This is a genomic window from Nocardia sp. NBC_00508 (assembly GCF_036346875.1).
Classification (GTDB): Bacteria; Actinomycetota; Actinomycetes; order Mycobacteriales; family Mycobacteriaceae; genus Nocardia.
Map to the genome: position 1 here is coordinate 3,477,308 of NZ_CP107852.1, position 21,030 is coordinate 3,498,337.

A 21,030-nucleotide genomic window follows, 5' to 3' on the forward strand; every position below is an offset into this window, starting at 1 on the left:
AAATGCAGCCGTCCGCGCGACCTGGGTCACAGATCACAGGTTCGGCAGGCCACGCCAAGTACGCTCGGTCCAATCATGGCCACGTATTTCGATCCGAAGTCCTGGTCGCCGTCACGGGCCGTCGATGCCGGCAAGCGCCTGTTCGATCAATCCTGGCTGGAGCAGTGGGTCGCGCTGAGCTCCGCTTGGCTGGATCCGGTCGCGGACCTCGGCTCCGGGACGGTCACGGCGCTGCTGCCGGATGTGCTGATGACAATGCTCAGCGAGGGCATCTCGAGCCGGTTCGGCGGGCAGCAGGTCAGCGCGACGGTGCTCGGTCACGACCTCCGCGCCACCTTGCAGGTGCTGAAGGTGCGCCGCCGCGGCGCGCATTTCCAGACCAAGACGGTGTTGTCGCGGCTGCGCTGGGACGATCATCCGATCGAGGCCGTAACCGTCATCGCACACGGCGTCCGGTTGATTCCGGGTGTGCCCACCAAGGTCCGTGCCGGCCAGCTCGACCTGGACGGCACGGTTACCGTCGCGGCGCTGGTCGGCTGGCTCAACACCCAGCCGCTGGACTGGACCTTGGACCTGCACGCAACCGGGTTCATCCTGGCCCGGCACCGCCGCCGAGCGGTCACCGCGCTGGTCGAAGCATCCGTCACGGACAATCGGCTGGACATCGCGGTGCGCAGAGCGAGCTGGTTCGGCGTTCGGATCCCGCGCCGGATGATCAACGCACCCGCGGTGGCGCTCGAACGACTGCCCAACGGCGCACGAATCGCGCACGCTGTCCATGAGGGCGAGTCGATCCGGTTCCGCATCGAACTGCCGGAGATCACCGGTTCGTTCGACCTCGCGCAGATCCGCTCCGCGATCCTGGCGGGCACCACCCTGATCGTCTTCTGAGCCGGTCAGCTCTGCGTCTTCCACCACTCGAGCAGCGCCGACTCGGCTTCGTCACGGGTGAGCGGGCCGCGGTCGAGGCGCAGTTCCTTCAAATGCCGCCAGGCCCGGCCGACCTCAGGGCCGGGCGGCAGGCCGAGCAGCTCCATGATCGCGTTGCCGTCCAGGTCAGGGCGGACCTTGGCCAGATCCTCCTGCTGCCGCAAACGTTCGATCCGCGTCTCCAGCTCGTCGTAGGTGGCGCGCAGCGCGGCGGCCCTTCGCTTATTGCGTGTGGTGCAGTCGGCACGGACGAGTTTGTGCAGACGGGGGAGTAGGTCGCCGGCGTCGGTGACATAGCGCCGGACCGCCGAATCCGTCCACTGGCCTTTGCCGTAGCCGTGGAAGCGCAGATGCAGGAACACCAGCCTGGCTACGTCCTCGGTGAACTGCTTCGGATACTTCAGTGTCCGCATCCGTTTGCGCACCATCTTCGCGCCGACCACCTCGTGGTGGTGGAAGCTGACGCCGCCGCCCGGCTCGTTGCGCTTGGTGTCCGGCTTGCCGATGTCGTGCAGCAGCGCAGCCCAGCGCAGCACCAGGTCGGGGTCGCCTTCTTCCTGGTCGATGGCCTGCTCCAAGACGGTGAGCGAATGCCAGTAGACGTCCTTGTGCTGATGATGTTCGTCGATCTCCAGCTTCATCGCAGGCACCTCGGGCAGCACCCGCTGGGCCAGCCCGGTCTCGCACATGACGTTGATGCCGTCGATCGGGTGTACGCCCGCGATCAGCTTGTCCAGCTCGACGCGCACCCGCTCCGCGGTGATCCGGTCGATCTGTTCGGCCATCGCGATGATCGCGGTCCGCACCCGCGGGTGCAGTTCGAAGCCGAGCTGGGCGACGAACCGCGCGGCGCGCAGCATGCGCAGTGGGTCGTCGTTGAACGAATCCTCCGGCGCCGCAGGTGTATCGAGCACCCCCTCGAGCAGGGCGTTCATCCCATTGAGCGGATCGACGAACTCCAGCGCGCCGTCCGCGCCGATCCTGACCGCCATCGCGTTCACCGTGAAATCCCGGCGCACCAGGTCGTCCTCGAGCGAGTCGCCGAAGGTCACCTGGGGATTGCGGGATACGCGGTCGTAGCTGTCCGCGCGGAATGTGGTGATCTCCAGTTGCTCGGCGCCCTTGGCCGCGCTCACCGTGCCGAACGCGAGACCGCCGGTATCCCACAGATGGTCGGCCCACCCGCGCACGATGTCCTGTACCACCTCCGGGCGCGCGTCGGTGGTGAAATCCAGATCGGTCCCCAGTCTGCCGAGCACCGCGTCCCGCACACTGCCGCCTACCAGGTACAGCTCGTGCCCGCGGGCGGCGAACATCTCGCCCAGCGGCGTCAGCACATCCGACAGGCTCCCGAGCGTCACCGCCGCGGCGGCGAGCAATCGGGTACGTCTATCCAGCGCAGCGTCCTCGGACTTGGGCGAAACCACGAATGAGCAGCTTACCGAGCCGCACCAACGAATATTACGGCGCAGGCCGACGCAGCAGTTCGGACGCCGGCCGGCAGAGGGCCTCGAACGCGCCGCAGGCGCGGCCAGTTCAACACAGTAAGATTGCCAGGTGTCTCCGGCCGATCGTGCGAACAGTCGACGCCGCCAGTCTCGGCGCCGCGGTTCGGCCGCTAATGCCGCGAAACCGCGGATGCGCACGGTGCGGGAGACCTCGGCGGGCGGGCTGGTCGTCGACGGCCTGGATGGCCCGCGCGAGAAACGTAGCGCCGCCCTCATCGGCCGCACCGACCGCCGCGGGCGGCTACTGTGGTCACTGCCCAAAGGACATATCGAAGAAGGCGAGACCGCCGAGCAAACCGCGATCCGGGAGGTCGCCGAGGAGACGGGCATCAACGGTGTCGTGGTCGCCGAACTCGGCAGTATCGATTACTGGTTCGTGACCGACGGTCGGCGGGTACACAAAACGGTGCATCATTATCTGCTGCGTTCGGTCGGTGGTGAACTGTCCGACGCCGACGTGGAAGTTACCCAGGTCGCGTGGGTTCCGTTGAGCGAGCTGGATTCTCGGCTGGCCTATGCCGACGAACGGCGGCTGGCCGAGATGGCGAACAAGCTGATCGACCGGATGGAGACCGGCAAGCGATGACGCGTGGACTGTTCCGGATCTTCGTGGCGGTCCTGACCATCCTCGGCCCGGTGACAGCGCTGCCGCTGCTGGATGCGACGGCCGTGGCGCAACCCACCGGATCCGGGACCCCATCGAACCCGAAGTTCCTGAAGCTTTCGCTGGACTCGGTGTCGCCGACAACGGTGACCACCACCAGCGATCCGCTACTCACGGTGTCGGGCACGGTCACCAACATCGGCGACCGCTGGGTCGACGACGTCAGCATCCGCATCCAGCGAGCGGCGGCGATCACCGCACCGAGCGGATTGCGGGCCACATTGCGCCTCGACGAGGTCAATTACGAGGTGAACGGCGAGTTCGAGGATGTCGCGCTGCGGCTCGATCCGGGGCAGCGCAAACAGTTCACCTTGAGCATCCCGTTGCGCTCGGAGAACGGCGCGACATCGCTGCGCATCACGGAGCCGGGCATCTATCCGCTACTGCTGAACGTGAACGGCGAACCCGCCTACGGCACCCAGGCCAGGCTCGACGATGCCAGGTTCCTGCTACCGGTGCTCGGAGTGCCACCGGCTCCGAGCGACGACGGCTCCGCGGCCCCGGCGATACCCGCGCCTACCGACGCGCCGGTGGCGACGACCTTGCTGTGGCCGCTGGCCGACCGGCCGAGGCAGGTGGCAGGCCGCCCGGGCAGTGTCGACGGCAAGGTGGAACTCACCGACGACGAACTGGCCGCCTCGCTCGGCAAAGGCGGCCGTCTCGACCAGCTATTGGCCGCGCTGGAGGGGGTGACCGGCGCGGACGGCAACCGGGACAGCAACCTGGCTTCGGCGGTCTGCCTCGCCGTCGATCCCGACCTGCTGCTGACAGTGCGCGCGATGACCAAGGGCTATCGCGTGCTGGCAAGTCCGTCGGACCCGGATGGCGCGACCAGGGCGGGCGCAGGCGACGAACAGGCGCAGAGCTGGCTGGACCGGTTGCGTGCACTGGCCGGGTCGATGTGCACCGTGGCGCTGCCGTTCGGCCAGGTCGATCTCTCGACCCTGGCCGCCGTCAACGACCCGGCCCTGTCCGCGCGCGCGATCACCGAACCCGCCGACATCATCGACTCGATCCTGTCCACCCGCTCGGTACGAGGTGTCAGCCTGCCGGATTCCGGAAGCATCGATGCGAGCGCGGGACTGCTGTTGCGCAACCACGGTTTCGGGACCGCCGTGCTCGCTTCGACGGCCACCATCCCGCAGGGCACCGCGGATTGGGCGCACTCCACCAGCGAAAGTGGCAGAACGGCCGATTCGAACTCGCTCCTCTCGACCGCGGATCCGGCAAGCCCCGAAGTAGTTCGGCTGCCCGCAATCACCGCGATTCCGCCGTCCCCTCCGCCCGCGCCCACGCCGCCGGTCACGGGCAACACCACACCGCCGACCGCGCCCACTCCCGCCGCCGACCCCGCGCTGCACGCGGTGACGTTCGACATCTGGTCCGCGACGGCACTCGCCGCGGTCGGCTCCAACCCGCCTACGCCGCCGTTCACTCCGTCTCGGGTCCGCTACGACGTCACCAACGATTCGCGTGCGGCGCGCTTGCAGGACGCGCTCGGCGCGATCTCCTGGAGCGCGCTGCACCCGGAGACGAGCGGGCCCCGCTCGCTGTTGCTTGCCCCGCCACAGCAGTGGGGGCCGAACCGGGACGAAGCGACCGCGCTGTTGCGCCAGGTCGACGTGCTGCTGCGCGGGAATCTCGCCACCGCCCGTCCGTTCCATGACTTGGTGGCGCTGCCGCCGGACCCGCAGCCTTACGAGCTGGACTATCTGCCGCAGGTCGCGCAGGACGCGGTGCCGGACCGGTTCGTGCTGCCCGTACGCGATCAAGGTCGTCGGATCAGCGAGATGATGCGGGCATTGGTGGACGTGCCGGAGGCCGAGCCGACGCCGCACGGTTTCCTGACGCCGCTGCGGGACGACCTGATTCGTACGCTGAGCCTGTCGGATAGGCGCGCAGACGACGCCGCGCAACCGGACACGTTCGCCCAGCGGAGGCTGGACCAGACCACCCGGACGATGGACCGGCTCTACCGCTCGGTCACCGTGCTTCCGCCGGGCGGTATATACACGCTCGCCTCCGAGCAGAGCCCGTTGCTGCTGGTCGCACGCAACGATCTACCCGTAGCCATCCGGGTCAGGTTCCGCATCGAGGCGCCCACGGAGACGGAGATCACCGATCCCGGGGAGCAGCAGCTCCCCGCGAACGGGTCCCGATCGTTCCAGATTCCGACCGAGGTCAGCGACAGCCGCAACCTGGTCATTCCGATCTCGCTTACCACGTCGGAGGGAATCGCACTCGGCAATCCCACACAAGTCTCGGTGCGTTCGAACGCCTACGGTCAGGCCTTGGCGATAATTACCGGATGCGCCGGACTCCTGCTGCTCCTGCTGGCCGGCCGCCGTTTGTGGCGCCGGTTCCGTGGGCAGCCCGATCCGGCGGACGAGGGCTTCGATCCCGGCACCAGGCGCCGGGTCAACCGGTACGGTCGCGCACGCAGACGGATGCTGCGGGAGCAGGAGCATCTCCAGGAGACGCGGTGAGACCCGCGGCGACAGACTCTCGCAAACCGCTTCTACCTGCATCAATGTGGTATCCCACGGTGCCGTGTGGCACGGTGGAGGACAATCACAGTGTTCCCGTGCCGGCCCGGACCGGAGGGGCGCGATGGGCAGAAGGTTCGCCGATCACGGTGAACCGGTGCGGCGAGCCGCAGCTCACCGCACCGATGGGGGTGCGGATATCCCGGCGGGTACAGGAGGCATGATGAGCGACGATGACATATCCGCTCATCGCCCTCGACCAGGCGATCGGCTCGACGGGCCAGCAGCCCGCCGAGCGCCCGCCGCGCCGTGGGAACGCCGTCCGCCGTATCCCGAAGCCGGCGATCCGGACGTGAACGGCGGCCAGCCGCAGGTCAGTCATCCCTCGGCCGCGCCACAGCCGACGCAGGGTGGTCAGCACATGCCACCGCCGCCGCTCGCACCCCAGCCGCTCGCACCCCAGCCGCGACCGCAACGGCCGCCCATGCCGCCACCACGTCCTGGGCCCGGGCCGTACCCGGACCAACGGCGGTACCCGCCGCCACCGCCGGGTCCCGCACGGCTGCCCGATTCCGCACAACCGTCCGGTTCCGCACAATGGCCCGGCGCCGGACAACCGGCCGGTCCCGCTGAGCAACGGCGTCAGGTACCGCCCGGTCCCGCTCGTCCCGGGCCGGGGCAGTCCGGTCCGCTCCCGACCGGTGCGCCACGGCCGGCGCCACCGGCTCGGCCTGCCCCGCCGCGCTCACCTCAGTCGGGTGCTATTCCGGCGACGCCGCGCCCACCTCAGCCGGGTCCCATACCGGCCGCGCCGCCACGCCCGGCCCAATCCGGACCGATCCCGGCCGCCGCGCCCGAGTCCGGCCGAGTGCCGCCGCCTCGCTATGCCCCACAGCAGCCTCAGCAATACCCGCCACCGCCACCGCGCCAGCGGCCGCCCGCTCCGGTCCGGCATGAACCCGGCGAGGCGGATCGCCCGCGGACCAGGGAGTGGCAGGCCACCACCGCCACCGCGGAGCCGCCGAAGGCCGAGGAGTCGCAGCAGAGTTCGAGTTCCCGCTTGCTCAGCGACTCGGGATCGATCGCGTTCGCGACGCTGATCAGCCGGATCACCGGGTTCGGCAAGCAGCTGCTGCTGCTGACCGTGCTCGGTCCGGCCATCGCCAGCGCGTTCACCGTGGCCAGCCAGATCCCGAACATGATCGCGGAGCTGGTGCTCGGCGCGGTGCTCACCGCGATCGTGGTGCCGACGCTGGTGCGCGCGGAGCAGGAGGACCCTGATCGCGGGGCCGCATTCGTGCGGCGCTTGGTGACCGCGGCCTTCGTGGTCCTTGCCACCGCCGCGCTGTTGGCCACAGCGGCAGCGCCGGTGCTGACCACGCACGTCTTCCTGTCCGACGATGGCCAGGTGAACACCGCGCTCACGACGGCGCTGGCCTTCCTGCTGCTGCCCGCGATCCTGTTCTACGGCATGTCGGCGCTGCTCACGGCGATCTTGAATACCCGGCAGATGTTCAAGCCCGGCGCGTGGGCTCCTGTGCTGAACAACCTGGTCGTGCTGACCGTACTGGGCCTGTACGTGCTGATGCCGGGGGAGATCACCCTGAATCCGGTCCGGATGAGCGACGCCAAGCTGCTCGTGCTCGGTGTCGGCGTCCTGAGTGGCGTGGTGGTGCAGGCGGTCAGCCTGATTCCGGCGATCCGCAGGGCGGGCATCGATCTGCGTCCGCTCTGGGGGATCGACGCCCGGCTCAAGCAGTTCGGCGGCATGGGCGCCGCCATCGTCCTGTACGTCCTGATCAGCCAAGCGGGTTTCGTCTTCGCCACGCGCATCTCCTCGCACGCCGACGCGGCGGGCCCGGCGATCTACAACAACGCGTGGCTGCTGCTGCAGCTGCCCTACGGTGTGCTCGGTGTCACGGTGCTCACCGCGATCATGCCGCGACTGAGCCGCAACGCCGCGGCCGACGACACGCCCGCGGTGGTCGACGATCTCTCCGCCGCCACCCGGTTGACCATGATCGCCCTGCTTCCGGTGGTCACCTTCCTGACGCTGGCCGGCCCCCAGCTCGGTCAGGCGCTGTACGGCTACGGCAACTTCGGTTCCGACGCCGAGCGCCTCGGCCTCGCGGTCAGCTGGTCGGCGTTCGCGCTGATCCCGTATTCACTCGTGCTCATCCACCTGCGCGTGTTCTACGCCAGGGAACAGGCGTGGATTCCGACCTGGATCATTCTCGGCATCACCGCCGCGAAGATCGTCTTCTCGGCGCTCGCGCCGATGGTCACCGACGCCGAGCACGTGGTGATCGCACTCGGCGTCGCGAACGGTCTGGGCTTCGCGGTCGGCGCCGTGGTCGGCGGCTTACTGCTGCACCGCAGCCTGGGGGATCTCCGGATGGCCAACGTCGGCCGCACGGTGACCAGGGTGGTGCTCGCATCGCTCGCCGGCGGCGCGGTGATGTGGATCGTGGACCGAGTACTCGGCCTGGACCGGCTGACCGAGTCCTTCGGCGGCCCCGGCTCGCTGATCCGGGTGGCGATCACCGCGATCGTCATGTTCGCGGTGGCCTTCGGCCTGATGCGACTCGCCGGTATTCCGGAGATCGTCGCCATCACGGTGGCCATCTCGCGGCGCCTCGGCTGGACCCCGCCCGCGCCGGATCTCGACCTGGAGAGCCCGGTCGAAGATCCCTACGTCACGCAGGTGCTCCGCAGGCCCGACCCATACCTGGCCTACCCGCGCTTCGACCCGTACATGGACGCCCAGACCATGGTGCTGCCCGTGATCAGAGCGGAACCCGTTGACCGCACCGGCGTGGGTGAGTTCCCGTACCCTGTTCGGCAGAGAAGCACAAGTGGCGAATTCGCCGGAACCTCGACATATCAGGGCGAAGGAGGACCGAGGGTGAGCGACGACGCGGTGGGCGGCGTCCCGGCCGCCGATTCTTCTGCGACCACGTCCGGCGGACTTTTCACCGATGTCCCGCCGAACACGGGGGAGCCGTTGGATCCCGCGTACGCGAACAGGCAGCCGGGTACGGCTCCGCCGGATCCAGGCGCGGCGAGACCGCAGGAGCACCAGCTGCCGCCGCGCGATCCGATGTACGACACCGGGATGATCCCCATCGGCTCGCCGGAGATGCCACCGATGGGTGGCGAGAACCTCGGCGCTCGGCGAATTCCGCGCGGCCCCAAGCTGATCCCGGGCGCCTCGGTGGCCGGTGGCCGCTACCGCCTGCTGGCCGGCCATGGCGGCGCGCGCGGCCTGAAGTTCTGGCAGGCGCTGGACATCAAGCTCGACCGTGAGGTCGCGCTGACTTTCGTCGACGCCGACCAGAAGGCGACCGACAACTCCGGCCACGACGGCCCGCAGGCGATCCTTTCCCGCACGCTGCGCCTCGGCCGGATCAGTTCGCCCGGCCTCGCCCGGGTTCTGGACGTGGTGCGCGGCAGCTCCGGCGGCATCGTGGTGGCGGAGTGGACACCGGGCCGCTCGCTCCGCGAGATGGCCGAGACGGTCCCCTCGCCGATCGGTGCGGCGCGCGCCATCCGCGCGCTCGCCTCGGCAGCCGAGCTGGCCCACCGCGGCGGTGGCTCGCTGTCCATCGACCATCCGGACCGAGTCCGCATCAGCGCGTCCGGCGACGCGGTGCTCGCATTCCCCGGCACGCTGTCCGATTCCGACGCGCAGTCCGACGTGCGCGGTTTGGGCGCGATGCTCTATGCGCTGATCACCGCCCGCTGGCCGATCCGCTCCGGCGGAGTCAGCGGTACCGCCGCCACGGTCGGCGGACTGCGCCCGGCCGACTTCGGCCCGGACGGCACCCCTATGGAGCCGCGGCAGATCCGTCCCGAAGTGCCGTTCGAGATCTCCGCTGTCGCGGTGCGCTCGCTGGAATCGAACAAAGGCGTGCGCACAGCCGCCACGGTCCAGCACGTGCTCGAGCAGGCGTCGGTGGTGGACCAGAAGACCGACTTCATCCCGGTGCTGCGACTCGGTCAGCGCGCGCCGGCGAATATCGACGACTCGCTTGCCGATCCAGAACTGCTTGCGGCGGAACGGGAACGGTCGCAGCGCATGATGTGGATCATGGTCGGGCTCGGCATCCTCGCCGCACTCGTAGTCGGCATCGTCATCTGGTGGATGGTCAGCGTGTTCGCACCAGGCGCCTCGGAAGCTCCGCTGAACGAACAACGCAATATCGGCCTGACCACGAACAGCCAGCCCGCGCCGACCCCGGCCGCAGCGGGCCCCAACCTGACGTCGACCGGCGTGCCGGTCCCGGTGACCGGTGTGTCGGTGTTCTCTCCGGAGGGCACCCGTGACGGCGTCGCCAACGTGAACGCGGTGCTGGACAACGACCCGGACACGCTGTGGCGCACAGATCAGTACTTCCAGCAGTTCCCGGCGCTCAAGAAGGGCGTCGGGCTGCTGGCGACGCTGCCCAGCCCCGCCAAGCTCACGAACGTATCGATCACTTCGCCCAGTGCGGGCACGTCGGTGGAGATCCGCACCTCGCCCACCGGCTCGCCGACTCTGGATCAGACACAGCTGATCGGTTCCGCCCGGCTGGACGACGGCGTCACCGACATCCCGGTGCGCGCCGATCAAGCCGCCCGCTATGTGCTCGTCTGGATCACCGGACTGGGGAACTCCGGCGGTCAGTTCCAAAGCGAGATCGCCGACATTCGTTTCGACGCCGCGCCGTAGCTCGCCCCACACAGGTCTCCGGCCGCATACTCGTGCAGGCCATTCGTGCGCACGCTGGGCGTCGCGCATTCTTCTGATTCCGCCCGATCGCTTGGTTGCCGCCAAATCGTGCCGGACGATATGATCTTCGAGCGCTCTCAGCAGGGGAGCTTCCCGGGTTCTGGTGCTTTCGATCCCGGATGCTGCGAAATCTCGGCGATGGTCAATCGTGCCCGTTGCCGCCATGAGCGCTGTCCAAGGGGTTGGCTTTGTCGTCGGATGTGAACGAGGGGTTTCGCGGGGGGACGTCGCGGCCGGTGGCGTGTCGCGAGCGTTCGTTCGTCCCCGATGAGTGCAGTGATGTGGAGTTGTTGCGCGCGCATGTGGGTGGGCAGGGGCAGGCGTTCGCGGTGTTGCTGGGCAGGCATCACGATCATTTGTGGCAGACGGCGTTGCGCACGTCCTATACCCGGGAGGACGCGGCGGATTCGCTGCAGGATGCGTTGCTGGCGGCGCATCGCACGGCCGCGTCGTTCCGCGGTGAGGCGGAGGTGCGTAGTTGGTTGCATGCGATCGTGGTGAACGCGTGCCTGGATCGGATCCGCCGCAACAAGACCAGGCGCGCGGTGTCGCTGTCTGTGGAGGGCATGCCCGAACCCAGGTACGGCCGCGACGAGATGGCCGAGGTGGAGATGTCGATGGTGATCGATCAGGCGTTGTTCGCGTTGCCGCCCGAGCAGCGTACTGCGTTGGTGGCGGTGGATGTGGAGGGGTATAGCGTGGCCGAGGCGGCGGTGTTGCTGGGTGTGGCGGAGGGGACGATCAAGAGCCGGTGTGCCCGGGCGCGGCAGCGGTTGAAACAGCGGTTGGATTTTCTGCGTGATCCGGGGAACCGGAGGTAGTCGGGATGCGTCATTAACAGTGACGGACCACGAAACGATGTAGAGGCAGTCCCCCTCGACGAGGGAATTGCTGCGATGTCGGATGCGAACGGAGGTGTGATGGCGACGGGGGTGCCGCGGCCTGCGTTCACAGCCGAGTTGCTCGCCGACCTGCACGCCGACAATGTGACACCCGAGCAGCGCGAGCAGTTGTGGCCCGCGGTCTCGCGTGATGCGGATGCATTGCGTTTCCTGCGGTCGCTGGACGAGGTCAGCGCCGAACTACGGGCCCTGGGCCGTGACGAACGCATCATCCACCCCATGCCCGCCGACATTGCGGCCCGGCTCACCCGGTTCGTCGAGGAGTTGAACCCAGTCGAGGACGCCACCGCCCACGACGCCACGATCGATCCCCTGCCCTCCGCGCCGACCGGCGAATCCGACGACGAGTCAGCGGTTTCCGAACCCTCGCCCGCCCAACCGATCACCCTCGGCGAGCGCCGCCGCGGAAGGCTGCGCTGGTTGGCCGCAGCCGCCGCGGCGATACTCGCCGTCGCCGGCGCGGGTGTCGTCGTTTCGACGCTGCGCGGCGGTGACGACCCCACCCCCACCGCCGGGCCCGCCCCCGGAAGCGACCCTCTCGGCGAGGATCTCACCGCCACCGTCGCGCTCAGCGCACTCGGCCGCCACACCGTCACCGGCACGCTCGCCAACCCGGCCGCCCTGGACCGCTGCGTCCACGCCAACGGAATCGACCGCACCGTCCTCGGCTCCACCGACATCAACTTCCGAGGCCGCACCGCGGTACTCATCCTGCTCACCGGCCCCCACCCACCCAAGATCACCGCACTTGTCGTCGGAACCGGCTGCAGCACAGGCGATCCACAGCGCAGAGCCCTACAGGACATCGGCTGACACTGCGAGATCGGCCACGCATACGGTGTGACCCGGATTACGCGGGAACAACAGCCATTACCCTGTTGTTGACCGACACGTCCATGTCGTCGACCGACACGTCCACTGAAACTCCCCGGAAGGGCCCCATGAGCGTTCGCGACCTGATCATCATCGGCTCCGGACCTGCCGGCTACACGGCCGCTGTGTACGCGGGCCGGGCCGAGCTCGAACCGCTGCTGTTCGAGGGGACCCAGTTCGGCGGTGCGCTGATGACCACCACCGAGGTGGAGAACTTCCCCGGCTTCCGCGAGGGCATCATGGGCCCGGATCTCATGGAGGAGATGCGCGAGCAGGCCAAGCGGTTCGGCACGGAAATCCGCACCGAGGACGTGGAGTCGGTGGATCTGACCGGCACGATCAAGAAGGTCACAGTCGGTGAAGAGGTCTACGAGGCCTACGCCGTGATCCTCGCAATGGGCTCGGCCGCGCGCTACTTGAACGTCCCGGGTGAGCAGCGGTTGCTCGGACGCGGGGTCAGCGCCTGCGCCACCTGCGACGGCTTCTTCTTCAAGGGCCAGGACATCGTCGTGGTCGGCGGCGGCGACTCCGCGATGGAGGAGGCCATCTTCCTGACCAAGTTCGCCTCCAGCGTCACCATCGTGCACCGCCGCGAGCAGTTCCGCGCCTCCCGCATCATGTTGGATCGGGCGAAGACGAACGAAAAGATCAAGTTCGTGCTCAATGCCGAGGTGATCGAGGTGCACGGTGAGACCAGCGTCACCCACCTGACTCTGCGCGACACCCGCACCGGCGAGACGTCCGAACTGCCCGCCACCGGCCTGTTCGTCGCGATCGGCCACGACCCACGCAGCGAGCTGGTCAAGGGCCAAGTCACGCTGGACGACGAGGGATACGTGCTGGTACAGGAACCGACGACGGCCACGGACATCCCCGGCGTCTTCGCCGCGGGCGATCTGGTCGACCACACCTACCGCCAGGCGATCACCGCCGCGGGCACCGGCTGCCGAGCGGCGATCGACGCCGAGCGCTGGCTGGCCGAGCAGGGCGATATCACCGCGAACACCCTCGAGCATGCGGGTGAGTCGGTCACCGCCCCCGCCAACTGACTTCCGTCTCGCTGTATTCCAAGGAGAAATTCATGTCCGAGTCCGCCAAGACGGTCACCGTCACCGATGCGTCCTTCGCCGATGATGTGCTGCTCAGTGAGAAGCCCGTCCTCGTCGATTTCTGGGCCGACTGGTGCGGGCCGTGCAAGATGGTCGCCCCGGTCCTGGAGGAGATCGCCGGCACGCACGCGGACAAGCTGACCATCGCGAAGCTCGACGTGGATGCCAACCCGAGCACCGCCCGCGACTATCAGGTCCTCTCGCTGCCCACTATGATGCTGTTCCACGGCGGTAAGCCGGTCAAGCAGATCGTCGGGGCGAAGGGCAAGGCGGCTCTTTTGCGTGAACTCGACGGCGTCATCTGACGACGCGGAATGACAACGCGTCGTAGGATGCCTGGACCCGGTCGATTGTCGCAACCCGGTCCGGGTTTGAGACAATCGACCGACGCTCCGGTCGTGCGAAGGTGTATCCCATCGCATGGGTGGGTACCCGCGGGTTGACGGAAGGAAAGGGCTCTCACGCATGCACCGACTTCGTCACGGCGATTCCGGTCCAGCCGTAGCAGAGGTTCGGAGCACCCTGGCAAGTCTCGGGTTCCTACATGCGCACGTCGGTACCGATTACGCGGACGCACGTGAGTACTGGAAAGACACCGGAGTCTCCTTCGACCATCATCTCGACTCCGCGGTCCGTGCGTTCCAGCAGCACCGCGGGTTGCTCGTCGATGGCGTGGTCGGACCGGCGACCTATCGGGCGTTGAAGGAGGCGTCCTACCGGCTCGGCGCACGCACGCTGATCTACCAGCTCTCGGCACCGCTGTTCGGCGACGACGTGGCCACTCTCCAGCGCAGGCTGCAGGACCTCGGTTTCTACGTACACCGCGTCGACGGTTATTTCGGCCCGCACACCCATGACGGACTGACCGCCTTCCAGCGGGAGATCGGGTTGTCGGCGGACGGCATCTGCGGACCCGACACACTCCGCTCGCTGGACCTGCTCGGCGCCAGGGTGACCGGAGGCAACCCGCATCGCATCGCCGAGGAAGAAGTGGTGCACCGGGCGGGCCCGCAGCTGACCGGCAAACGGATCGTCATCGATCCGGGTCTCGGCGGTCCGGACAAGGGTTGCGCGGTGCCCACCGAGTACGGCGATGTCTACGAGTCGGAAATCCTGTGGGATTTGGCAAGTCGCCTGGAGGGCCGGATGGCAGCCACCGGCATGGAGACCTTCCTGTCACGTCCGTGGGGAGCCAACCCGACCGACGCGCAACGCGCCGACACATCGAACGCCTTCGACGCCGATCTGATGATCTCGCTGCGCTGCGCCACCAACCCGAGCCCGCTGGCGAACGGCGTCGCCGGGTTCTACTTCGGCAATTCGCACGGCTCGGTGTCGATGATCGGCCAGGTGCTGGCCGGCTTCATCCAGCGGGAAGTGGTCGCGCGAACATCGTTGCAGGACTGCCGGACCCATGCGCGGACCTGGGATCTCTTGCGTCTCACGAAGATGCCGACCGTCCAGGTCGACATCGGTTATCTGACAAACGAATACGACGCCTCGGTGCTCACCAATCCGCGCATGCGGGATGTGATCGCCGAAGCCATCCTGATCTCGGTGAAGCGACTGTACCTGCTCGGGCAAGACGATCAGCCCACGGGCACCTACACTTTCGCGGAATTGCTGGCCGAGGAGCTGGCCGCCGCCAACCGGATGTAGCCTCGCCGCCCCTGAAACGCCAGCGCCCCCAGCCTTTCTCTGATCGGCAGGGGGCGCTTCCATGCCCGGGGTCAGCGGGCCCCGATCCGGGTCGGTACGGTCATCGAAGCCGCCGCGAGCAACTGGTCCAGCGCCCGTTCGACGTCTTCCTTCCAGCCGTGATCGGAGTCGAGCTCCAAGCGCAGCCGTGGGAACCGGTGGTGCGGTGCGACCACCTCGAACCCGACGTCCTCGAGGAAGTCGGCATCGATCATGCAGTTCTCCGGCGAGCATTCGGTCGCCGCACCGGCCGTGCTCGAGCCATTGATCGGTGCGATGATCCGCTCCATCAGCGTCATCGAGCCGAAGCGCTCCGACAGCGCCTGCGTGGGCGGTTCAGTGCGAATGCCGAACGCCTCCAGCGCGCGCACGCCGCGACGCACCAGATCCGCCACCACCGCCTGGATCAATTGGTGGGCAACATCGGCATCCTGGTAGGGGAATTCGGCCCGCAGCGTGGTCAGCAGGACCGCGTCCGGGCTGACCGGAGAGGTGGGGAAGAGGGTAGCCCGCGGTACCGCGCTGGGCGGCGCGTAGAGGGCGCAGCCGACGACGTTGCCGTCGGCGTTCACCACCTGCCCGCACGACCCCCACTCCAGCATGACCGTGGACAGCCATGCTTCCTTCTCGAAGACCGGATCGCTGAAATTGCGGGAGTCCTCAGCCACCGCGGGATCGATCTCCCAGAAGACACAGCGGCGCGCATGCGCGGGAAGCTTTTCCAGTCCGCCGAGGGTTAATGCTGTGACGCTGGTCGACACCGCTCTGCTCAGCCTCCAGCTATCCGATTCATCCACGCTCACGCCTCCGCCTCGCTAGCGCTCGCCTCCGGCTTGCGCGTCGCGCGCTGTGACATGGCTCGCTCGCTGCGCTCACTCACGCCGCATCATCACAATGTTTTCTCGCCAGCAAGAATAAGCGATCAAAGGGAACCCGCCTCATTCCATATCGCTGTGCTGTTGGTCAGAAGGACTTGTGCTGCTCTGTGCTGCTCTGTGCGGAGCACCGCATGCTCCGAAGCCGCGCGGAGCCATGCCGTCACAGTGACGTTTCAGTCGGAGATCCGCACCCATGGGAATCACAAGTTAAATTTCGTCACTTCTGTCACACATCAGAGGTGTTCTGCTCCATCAGGGCAACGATCCGCTGGAGGTCTTCGACCGAGCCGAACTCAACGACGATCTTGCCTTTGCGCTTGCCCAGACTCACGGTGACCCGAGTGTCGAACGAGCCGGACAGCCGATCGGCTACGTCTTGCAGACCCGGCATGTGGATCGGCTTACGCTGCGCTACCGGGGAGGGCGCCGCGGCGTCCGGTTCTCGGTTCGCCAGGTGGACGGCTTCCTCAGTAGCCCGGACTGTGAGTCCCTCGGCGACGATGCGGGCGGCGAGCACTTCTTGGGCGTCCGCACCCGCTTCGAGGCCGAGCAGTGCCCGCGCGTGCCCGGCGGACAGTACGCCCGCCGCGACCCGGCGCTGCACCGGGATCGGCAACTTCAGTAGACGGATCATATTCGTCACGACCGGGCGGGAGCGACCGATTCGGGCGGCCAATTCCTCATGGGTGACGTCGAATTCCTCCAGCAGCTGCTGATAGGCCGCCGCCTCTTCGAGCGGATTCAGCTGTACCCGGTGGATGTTCTCCAGTAGGGCGTCCCGCAGCATGGCCTCGTCCGCGGTTTCGCGGACGATCGCGGGGATGGTGGCCAGACCGGCCTCTTGGCACGCCCGCCAGCGCCGCTCGCCCATGACGAGCTGATAGCGGTCGACGCCCGGCTCGACCCGGCGCACCACGATCGGCTGCATCAGGCCGAACTCACGGATCGAATGCACCAGCTCGGCCAGCGCCTCTTCTTCGAAGACGGTGCGGGGCTGCTTCGGATTCGGCTCGATCTGATCCGGCGGGATCTCGCGGTAGATCGCGCCGCCGACGGCGAACTCGGCGTTGTCGTCGACGGGGTCGGGGACCCGGTGCAGGTGGGTCGAGACGGGCTGCGGCCCGATCGGATCGAGACCGATGACGCTCGCAGCGGCGCTGCCTGGCCCCGGCGTGCCCACCGGTGCCGTCGGGATCAGCGCGGCGAGACCACGCCCGAGTCCACCCTTCTTCGCCTGACTCATCGGTCTATCGACCCCTTCCTCGTTTCGCCACCAACCGGACTTCGCCGAGCGTTGACTCGGCCGGCCGAGTCACTCCGCCGACTCCGTCGCGGCAGCGCGCGACACCAGCGCGCGGGCTGCCATCTCACGTCCGGCATCCAGGTAGCTCATCGCACCCCGGGAGCCTGGATCATAATCGAGCACCGTCATGCCGTAGCCCGGCGCCTCCGAGACCTTCACACTGCGCGGGATCACCGAGCGCAGCACGACATCACCGAAGTGCCCGCGGACCTCCTCGGCGACCTGATCGGCCAGCTTCGTGCGCCCGTCGTACATCGTGAGAATCACGGTCGAGACATGGAGTTCCGGATTCAGATGCGCCTGCACCAGCCCGATATTGCGGAGCAGCTGACCGACACCTTCCAGCGCGTAGTACTCGCACTGAATGGGGATCAGTACCTCCTTCGCGGCGACGAGCGCGTTGACCGTCAGCAGGCCCAGCGACGGCGGGCAGTCGATCATCACATAGTCGATGTCGTACCCGGCGATATTCGCCTCCTGGATGGCGGCTTTCAGCCGACCTTCCCTGGCCACCATCGACACGAGTTCGATCTCAGCGCCCGCCAAGTCGATGGTCGCCGGGATGCAGAGCAGACGTTCATTGTGCGGGCTCGTTTGGATAGCGTCCTTGACCGAGACCTCACCGATGAGCAACTCGTAGCTGGAGGGGACGCCGGAATGATGCTCGATCCCCAGGGCGGTACTAGCGTTGCCCTGCGGATCCAGATCAATCACGAGAACCGTCATCCCCTGATGCGCCAGGGCGGCCGCCAGATTCACCGCGGTGGTCGTCTTACCGACGCCACCTTTCTGATTGGCGATCGTGATGATGCGCTGCTCGTGCGGTTTCGGCACAATCACCTTTCCTGGATGGAGAACCTGACTTGCGCGTTGGGCTTCGGCTGCTATCGGGGTCTCGCTCGGGGAAATGTGCCCGAACGGTGTGCTTCCGAATGCCTCCGCGTCGAAATTGCTGGAGTCCAGCATCCCCGGCACGCGCGACGTCGTTTCCCGTGAAACATTCGCCGGACCGCTCGACATAGACAGCTCCTAACCCGAGAAACGTCAGAACACATGCGCGACGGGAACAGGTCGGCGCCGTGTCTGCAACAGCCTGTTGTCGGATCGAACACGATGCACAACCGGGGTTCTCGGCGCCCGATCGACCGAGCGGAGCCTTCACCGCTGTGACAACCAGATCCTCCGTGGCACCCACGCTCACGCCCGACGCACACTAGCTTGCCAGCACTGAGCGCGATAAGAAAGCTGAACCGCGGCGAGGCGCAAAGCGACACGCAAATCCGCACCGATTTGTGTCGCCACGCCCGCTGTTTCACATGAAACATCGCCCGCGGACCGCACATCCGCGTGGTGCGCGGTGACTCGGCTCGCTGCCGGACGGGGTGACGAGATCATCCAAAGGTGGGCGAGGGTTGAATGGCCGCCTGAGCGGATTGTGGTGCATCGGCTTTCGAGTCACCGCCCGACACACCCGCGGGCACTGGGACAGGCCAGGGCGCCGCCCAGCTTCTTCGTCACGGACGGGTCAGGCCAGCGGCGAAGCGCCCCGCTCTCCGCCGCTCGCATCTGGAGGCGTCAAAGGCCGCCTGCCGCCCTCGATGTCCCCTTACAAGCCGACTGCGAAGAAGTGCGCCGCCTCAGCGTCGAACACCGTGCTTCCCATCGGTTCGGGTCAGGTCAGCTCGAAGGACTTGCTCGAGGTTCTGTTTCACGTGAATCATGCGGTGCGGCATCTACCAATCGAATACGTTCACTGGGGGAGATCGCTGATCCGACAGCTACCTGGATCGGCACTGCTCCGCCACCGAAGCAGGCGATCTATTCGTGCGCTCATCAATGGCCGCCGGTCCGAGGGGGCTGCGGAGAGGCACGGAACCCAGTGCATCTCGGGCGAACTCACCCAACCCGCGCCTGCTCGTACTTCTACCAAGCGCGATGGCAGTAGCCGGATCCCCGAACACGAATCCGAGAAGCGTGACTGCCGTGGCGGACTGGATCGGATTCGTCGAGCAATCCTGCAAGGCAATCGCAATCGGACATCTCTCGGCCTAGCCGCTGGGTCCGTGCTGCCGCCCAGCGATGGTGGACCGGCACCGACTGGCTCTGCCCCCGACTTCGCCGCGCAGCGCGAACTCTTGGAAGCCGCCCCACATCCCGTTGGATGGGGTCTTGCAGCCAGCACCACGAATGCGGCTTCGATTCACGTGAAACATTGCCGAGGACTCAACGGAGCATTCCGGAATACTGTTCAATCTCCATGACCGAAACAGCGCCCGGACGGCTGCCGACGTTCAGTGATCGACTGAACCAGATCGAACGGTGCGCAGAGACTCTCCACTGTTCACTCCGAGAGAGCGATGTGGCGCGATCGGCACAGCTCCGTCAGCGTAACGAAACAACCAGGCCCCCAACTCCTACTTGGCCTTCCGAGCCGCGCGCTTGGCGCGCCCGCGCTCCATCGCACCGGTCCGAGCCGTCTTCGCGCCGCCGGTGACCGCTCGTTCGGCGCGCCGCCGCGAAGTGCGTTCGGCCCGGGGGAGCCGCTCGGCGCTGATCACCATCGTCGGAGAGGACACCAATCCGGCGCCGCACTCGAGCACGATCGCGTGCCCGGCCCCGGCCCGCGCCAGAGCGTCGCCGTCGCGTTCGAGTTCCTCCACCGCGCTGGCGCCCTTCAGCGCGAGCATGTGTCCGTGGTCGCGGAGGAGCGGAAGCGACCACTGTGCGAGCTTTCCGAGCGGCGCCACCGCGCGGGACGTAACGACGTCGGCCCCGCCGGCTTCCTTCATCACGCCCGACTGTTCTGCACGCCCCCGGACCACGGTCACGTCCAATCCGACCGACTCGATGAACTCGCTCAGGAAGATGGTCCGGCGCAGTAGCGGTTCGACCAACGTGATCCGAAGGTCCGGACGCGCGATCGCAAGCGGGATCCCAGGCAGTCCGGCGCCGCTGCCGATATCGACCACGGACGCCCCCTCGGCGATCAACTCACCGAGCACGGCGCAGTTGAGGATGTGGCGATCCCAGAGGCGCGGCACCTCTCGCGGACCGATCAGCCCGCGCTCCACCCCCGCGGTCGCGAGCGCCGCACAATAGCGCCGCGCGAGATCGAGTCGGTCACCGAAGATGGTCGCCGCCGACGCGGGTGGTTTCAGCTCCCCGGGCTCCGCGGCGAATCCACCGAGATCTCGTTCCACGTGAAACATCCTTCCGAACTCGAAGTCGATCATCGAGCGAGCAGTCGGGCGCCGGACATGAACAAGGGCCCCCGGTCCGAAGACCAGAGGCCCTATCCAACCACTACCCATCCGGGCCGCGGAAATGCCCGCCCGCTTCAGAGCGGCAGCACTCAGGCAGGAACGACCACGACGTGGCGGTTCGGCTCGACGCCTTCGCTTTCGCTGCTGACACCTTCCACCGCAGCCACCGCGTCGTGCACAATCTTGCGCTCGAACGGAGTCATGGGCGCCAGCGATTCCGGCGCACCCGACTCCAGCACCCGCTGCGCGGCGGCCGTACCGAGTTCGCTCAGCTCCGACCTCCGCTTGGCCCGCCACCCCGCCACATCCAGCATCAGCCGGCTACGCACACCCGTCGCCTGCTGGACGGCCAGGCGAGTCAACTCCTGCAAGGCGTCGAGCACCTCACCATTGCGTCCCACAAGCTTCGTCAGGTCGCGGCCGCCGTCAATGCTGACGATGGCGCGATCGCCTTCCACGTCGAGATCGATGTCCCCGTCGAAGTCGAGCACGTCGAGCAACTGTTCGAGGTAGTCGCCCGCGATCTCGCCTTCCTCGATGAGAGCTTCCTCGGCGTCGTTCTCGACATCGCCGGCGTCGGTTCCGGCGTTCACCATCGTCGTCGCCACTGTGGCGTCCCCTCCGTCGGTCTCAACAGTCATTTGA

General features: G+C 67.4%; 16 protein-coding genes. 10 read left to right on the forward strand and 6 right to left on the reverse strand.

Annotated elements, in window-relative coordinates; translation table 11 throughout:
• Nucleotides 1-75 precede the first annotated feature (75 nt).
• Entirely contained in the window at nt 76-891 is an 816-nt protein-coding gene (locus tag OHA40_RS15495; protein ID WP_330233741.1) for a hypothetical protein, read from the forward strand.
• A 5-nt stretch (nt 892-896) separates the two neighbouring features.
• On the opposite strand, the gene OHA40_RS15500 is transcribed toward OHA40_RS15495, so the two are convergent.
• Nucleotides 897-2,357 (reverse strand): CCA tRNA nucleotidyltransferase, encoded by a 1,461-nt coding sequence (locus tag OHA40_RS15500; protein ID WP_330233742.1) that lies wholly within the window; start codon nt 2,355-2,357, stop codon nt 897-899.
• A gap of 130 nt (nt 2,358-2,487) precedes the next feature.
• Here OHA40_RS15500 and OHA40_RS15505 point away from each other — a divergent pair, with 130 nt between their 5' ends.
• The 9 genes from OHA40_RS15505 to OHA40_RS15545 all read left to right on the forward strand — a co-directional run bounded on the left by OHA40_RS15505 (nt 2,488) and on the right by OHA40_RS15545 (nt 14,902).
• Nucleotides 2,488-3,024 carry an NUDIX hydrolase gene (locus OHA40_RS15505; protein ID WP_330233743.1) on the forward strand — a complete coding sequence of 179 codons (537 nt, stop codon included), beginning with the start codon at nt 2,488-2,490 and terminating at the stop codon, nt 3,022-3,024.
• On the forward strand, nt 3,021-5,588 hold the full coding sequence (locus tag OHA40_RS15510) for a DUF6049 family protein (protein WP_330233744.1): 2,568 nt from the start codon (nt 3,021-3,023) through the stop codon (nt 5,586-5,588). Before OHA40_RS15505 ends, OHA40_RS15510 begins: the two co-directional genes overlap by 4 nt.
• Nucleotides 5,589-5,821: 233 nt before the next feature.
• A complete protein-coding gene (locus tag OHA40_RS15515; protein WP_330233745.1) occupies nt 5,822-5,944 on the forward strand; it encodes a hypothetical protein in 123 nt (40 codons plus the stop codon).
• A gap of 512 nt (nt 5,945-6,456) precedes the next feature.
• Nucleotides 6,457-10,299: a murein biosynthesis integral membrane protein MurJ gene (locus OHA40_RS15520; RefSeq protein WP_330233746.1), complete on the forward strand. Its 3,843-nt coding sequence runs from the start codon at nt 6,457-6,459 to the stop codon at nt 10,297-10,299.
• 296 nt (nt 10,300-10,595) lie between these two features.
• Entirely contained in the window at nt 10,596-11,180 is a 585-nt protein-coding gene (gene sigM / locus OHA40_RS15525; protein ID WP_330234196.1) for an RNA polymerase sigma factor SigM, read from the forward strand.
• Nucleotides 11,181-11,255: 75 nt separating this feature from the next.
• Nucleotides 11,256-12,074: a hypothetical protein gene (locus tag OHA40_RS15530; protein ID WP_330233747.1), complete on the forward strand. Its 819-nt coding sequence runs from the start codon at nt 11,256-11,258 to the stop codon at nt 12,072-12,074.
• 128 nt (nt 12,075-12,202) lie between these two features.
• The gene (gene trxB / locus OHA40_RS15535; RefSeq protein WP_330233748.1) at nt 12,203-13,183 is read left to right on the forward strand and encodes a thioredoxin-disulfide reductase; all 981 of its coding nucleotides are present in this window, start codon (nt 12,203-12,205) and stop codon (nt 13,181-13,183) included.
• A gap of 32 nt (nt 13,184-13,215) precedes the next feature.
• Nucleotides 13,216-13,548, forward strand: a complete 333-nt coding sequence (gene trxA, locus OHA40_RS15540; protein ID WP_330233749.1) for a thioredoxin — start codon at nt 13,216-13,218, stop codon at nt 13,546-13,548.
• 160 nt (nt 13,549-13,708) lie between these two features.
• A complete protein-coding gene (locus OHA40_RS15545; protein ID WP_330233750.1) occupies nt 13,709-14,902 on the forward strand; it encodes an N-acetylmuramoyl-L-alanine amidase in 1,194 nt (397 codons plus the stop codon).
• A 71-nt stretch (nt 14,903-14,973) separates the two neighbouring features.
• On the opposite strand, the gene OHA40_RS15550 is transcribed toward OHA40_RS15545, so the two are convergent.
• From OHA40_RS15550 to OHA40_RS15570, 5 genes are all read right to left on the reverse strand, one after another.
• Entirely contained in the window at nt 14,974-15,702 is a 729-nt protein-coding gene (locus tag OHA40_RS15550; protein ID WP_330234197.1) for a GNAT family N-acetyltransferase, read from the reverse strand.
• A 343-nt stretch (nt 15,703-16,045) separates the two neighbouring features.
• On the reverse strand, nt 16,046-17,062 hold the full coding sequence (locus tag OHA40_RS15555) for a ParB/RepB/Spo0J family partition protein (RefSeq protein WP_330233751.1): 1,017 nt from the start codon (nt 17,060-17,062) through the stop codon (nt 16,046-16,048).
• Between the two features lie 69 nt (nt 17,063-17,131).
• Nucleotides 17,132-18,088 carry a ParA family protein gene (locus OHA40_RS15560; RefSeq protein WP_442944050.1) on the reverse strand — a complete coding sequence of 319 codons (957 nt, stop codon included), beginning with the start codon at nt 18,086-18,088 and terminating at the stop codon, nt 17,132-17,134.
• 1,448 nt (nt 18,089-19,536) lie between these two features.
• Complete coding sequence (gene rsmG / locus OHA40_RS15565; protein ID WP_330233753.1) at nt 19,537-20,331, reverse strand: 16S rRNA (guanine(527)-N(7))-methyltransferase RsmG; 795 nt, start codon at nt 20,329-20,331, stop codon at nt 19,537-19,539.
• A 143-nt stretch (nt 20,332-20,474) separates the two neighbouring features.
• Entirely contained in the window at nt 20,475-20,981 is a 507-nt protein-coding gene (locus OHA40_RS15570; RefSeq protein ID WP_330234198.1) for a Jag family protein, read from the reverse strand.
• Nucleotides 20,982-21,030 lie beyond the last annotated feature (49 nt).

Coding starts and splice junctions, on each gene's coding strand:
- trxB (WP_330233748.1), top strand. CDS start 12,203: ATGAGCGTTCGCGACCTGATCATCATCGGCTCCGGACCTGCCGGCTAC.
- trxA (WP_330233749.1), top strand. CDS start 13,216: ATGTCCGAGTCCGCCAAGACGGTCACCGTCACCGATGCGTCCTTCGCC.
- OHA40_RS15555 (WP_330233751.1), bottom strand. CDS start 17,062: ATGAGTCAGGCGAAGAAGGGTGGACTCGGGCGTGGTCTCGCCGCGCTG.
- OHA40_RS15570 (WP_330234198.1), bottom strand. CDS start 20,981: ATGGTGAACGCCGGAACCGACGCCGGCGATGTCGAGAACGACGCCGAG.
- OHA40_RS15495 (WP_330233741.1), top strand. CDS start 76: ATGGCCACGTATTTCGATCCGAAGTCCTGGTCGCCGTCACGGGCCGTC.
- OHA40_RS15530 (WP_330233747.1), top strand. CDS start 11,256: ATGTCGGATGCGAACGGAGGTGTGATGGCGACGGGGGTGCCGCGGCCT.
- OHA40_RS15545 (WP_330233750.1), top strand. CDS start 13,709: ATGCACCGACTTCGTCACGGCGATTCCGGTCCAGCCGTAGCAGAGGTT.
- OHA40_RS15560 (WP_442944050.1), bottom strand. CDS start 18,088: ATGCTGGACTCCAGCAATTTCGACGCGGAGGCATTCGGAAGCACACCG.
- OHA40_RS15515 (WP_330233745.1), top strand. CDS start 5,822: ATGACATATCCGCTCATCGCCCTCGACCAGGCGATCGGCTCGACGGGC.
- OHA40_RS15510 (WP_330233744.1), top strand. CDS start 3,021: ATGACGCGTGGACTGTTCCGGATCTTCGTGGCGGTCCTGACCATCCTC.
- rsmG (WP_330233753.1), bottom strand. CDS start 20,331: ATGTTTCACGTGGAACGAGATCTCGGTGGATTCGCCGCGGAGCCCGGG.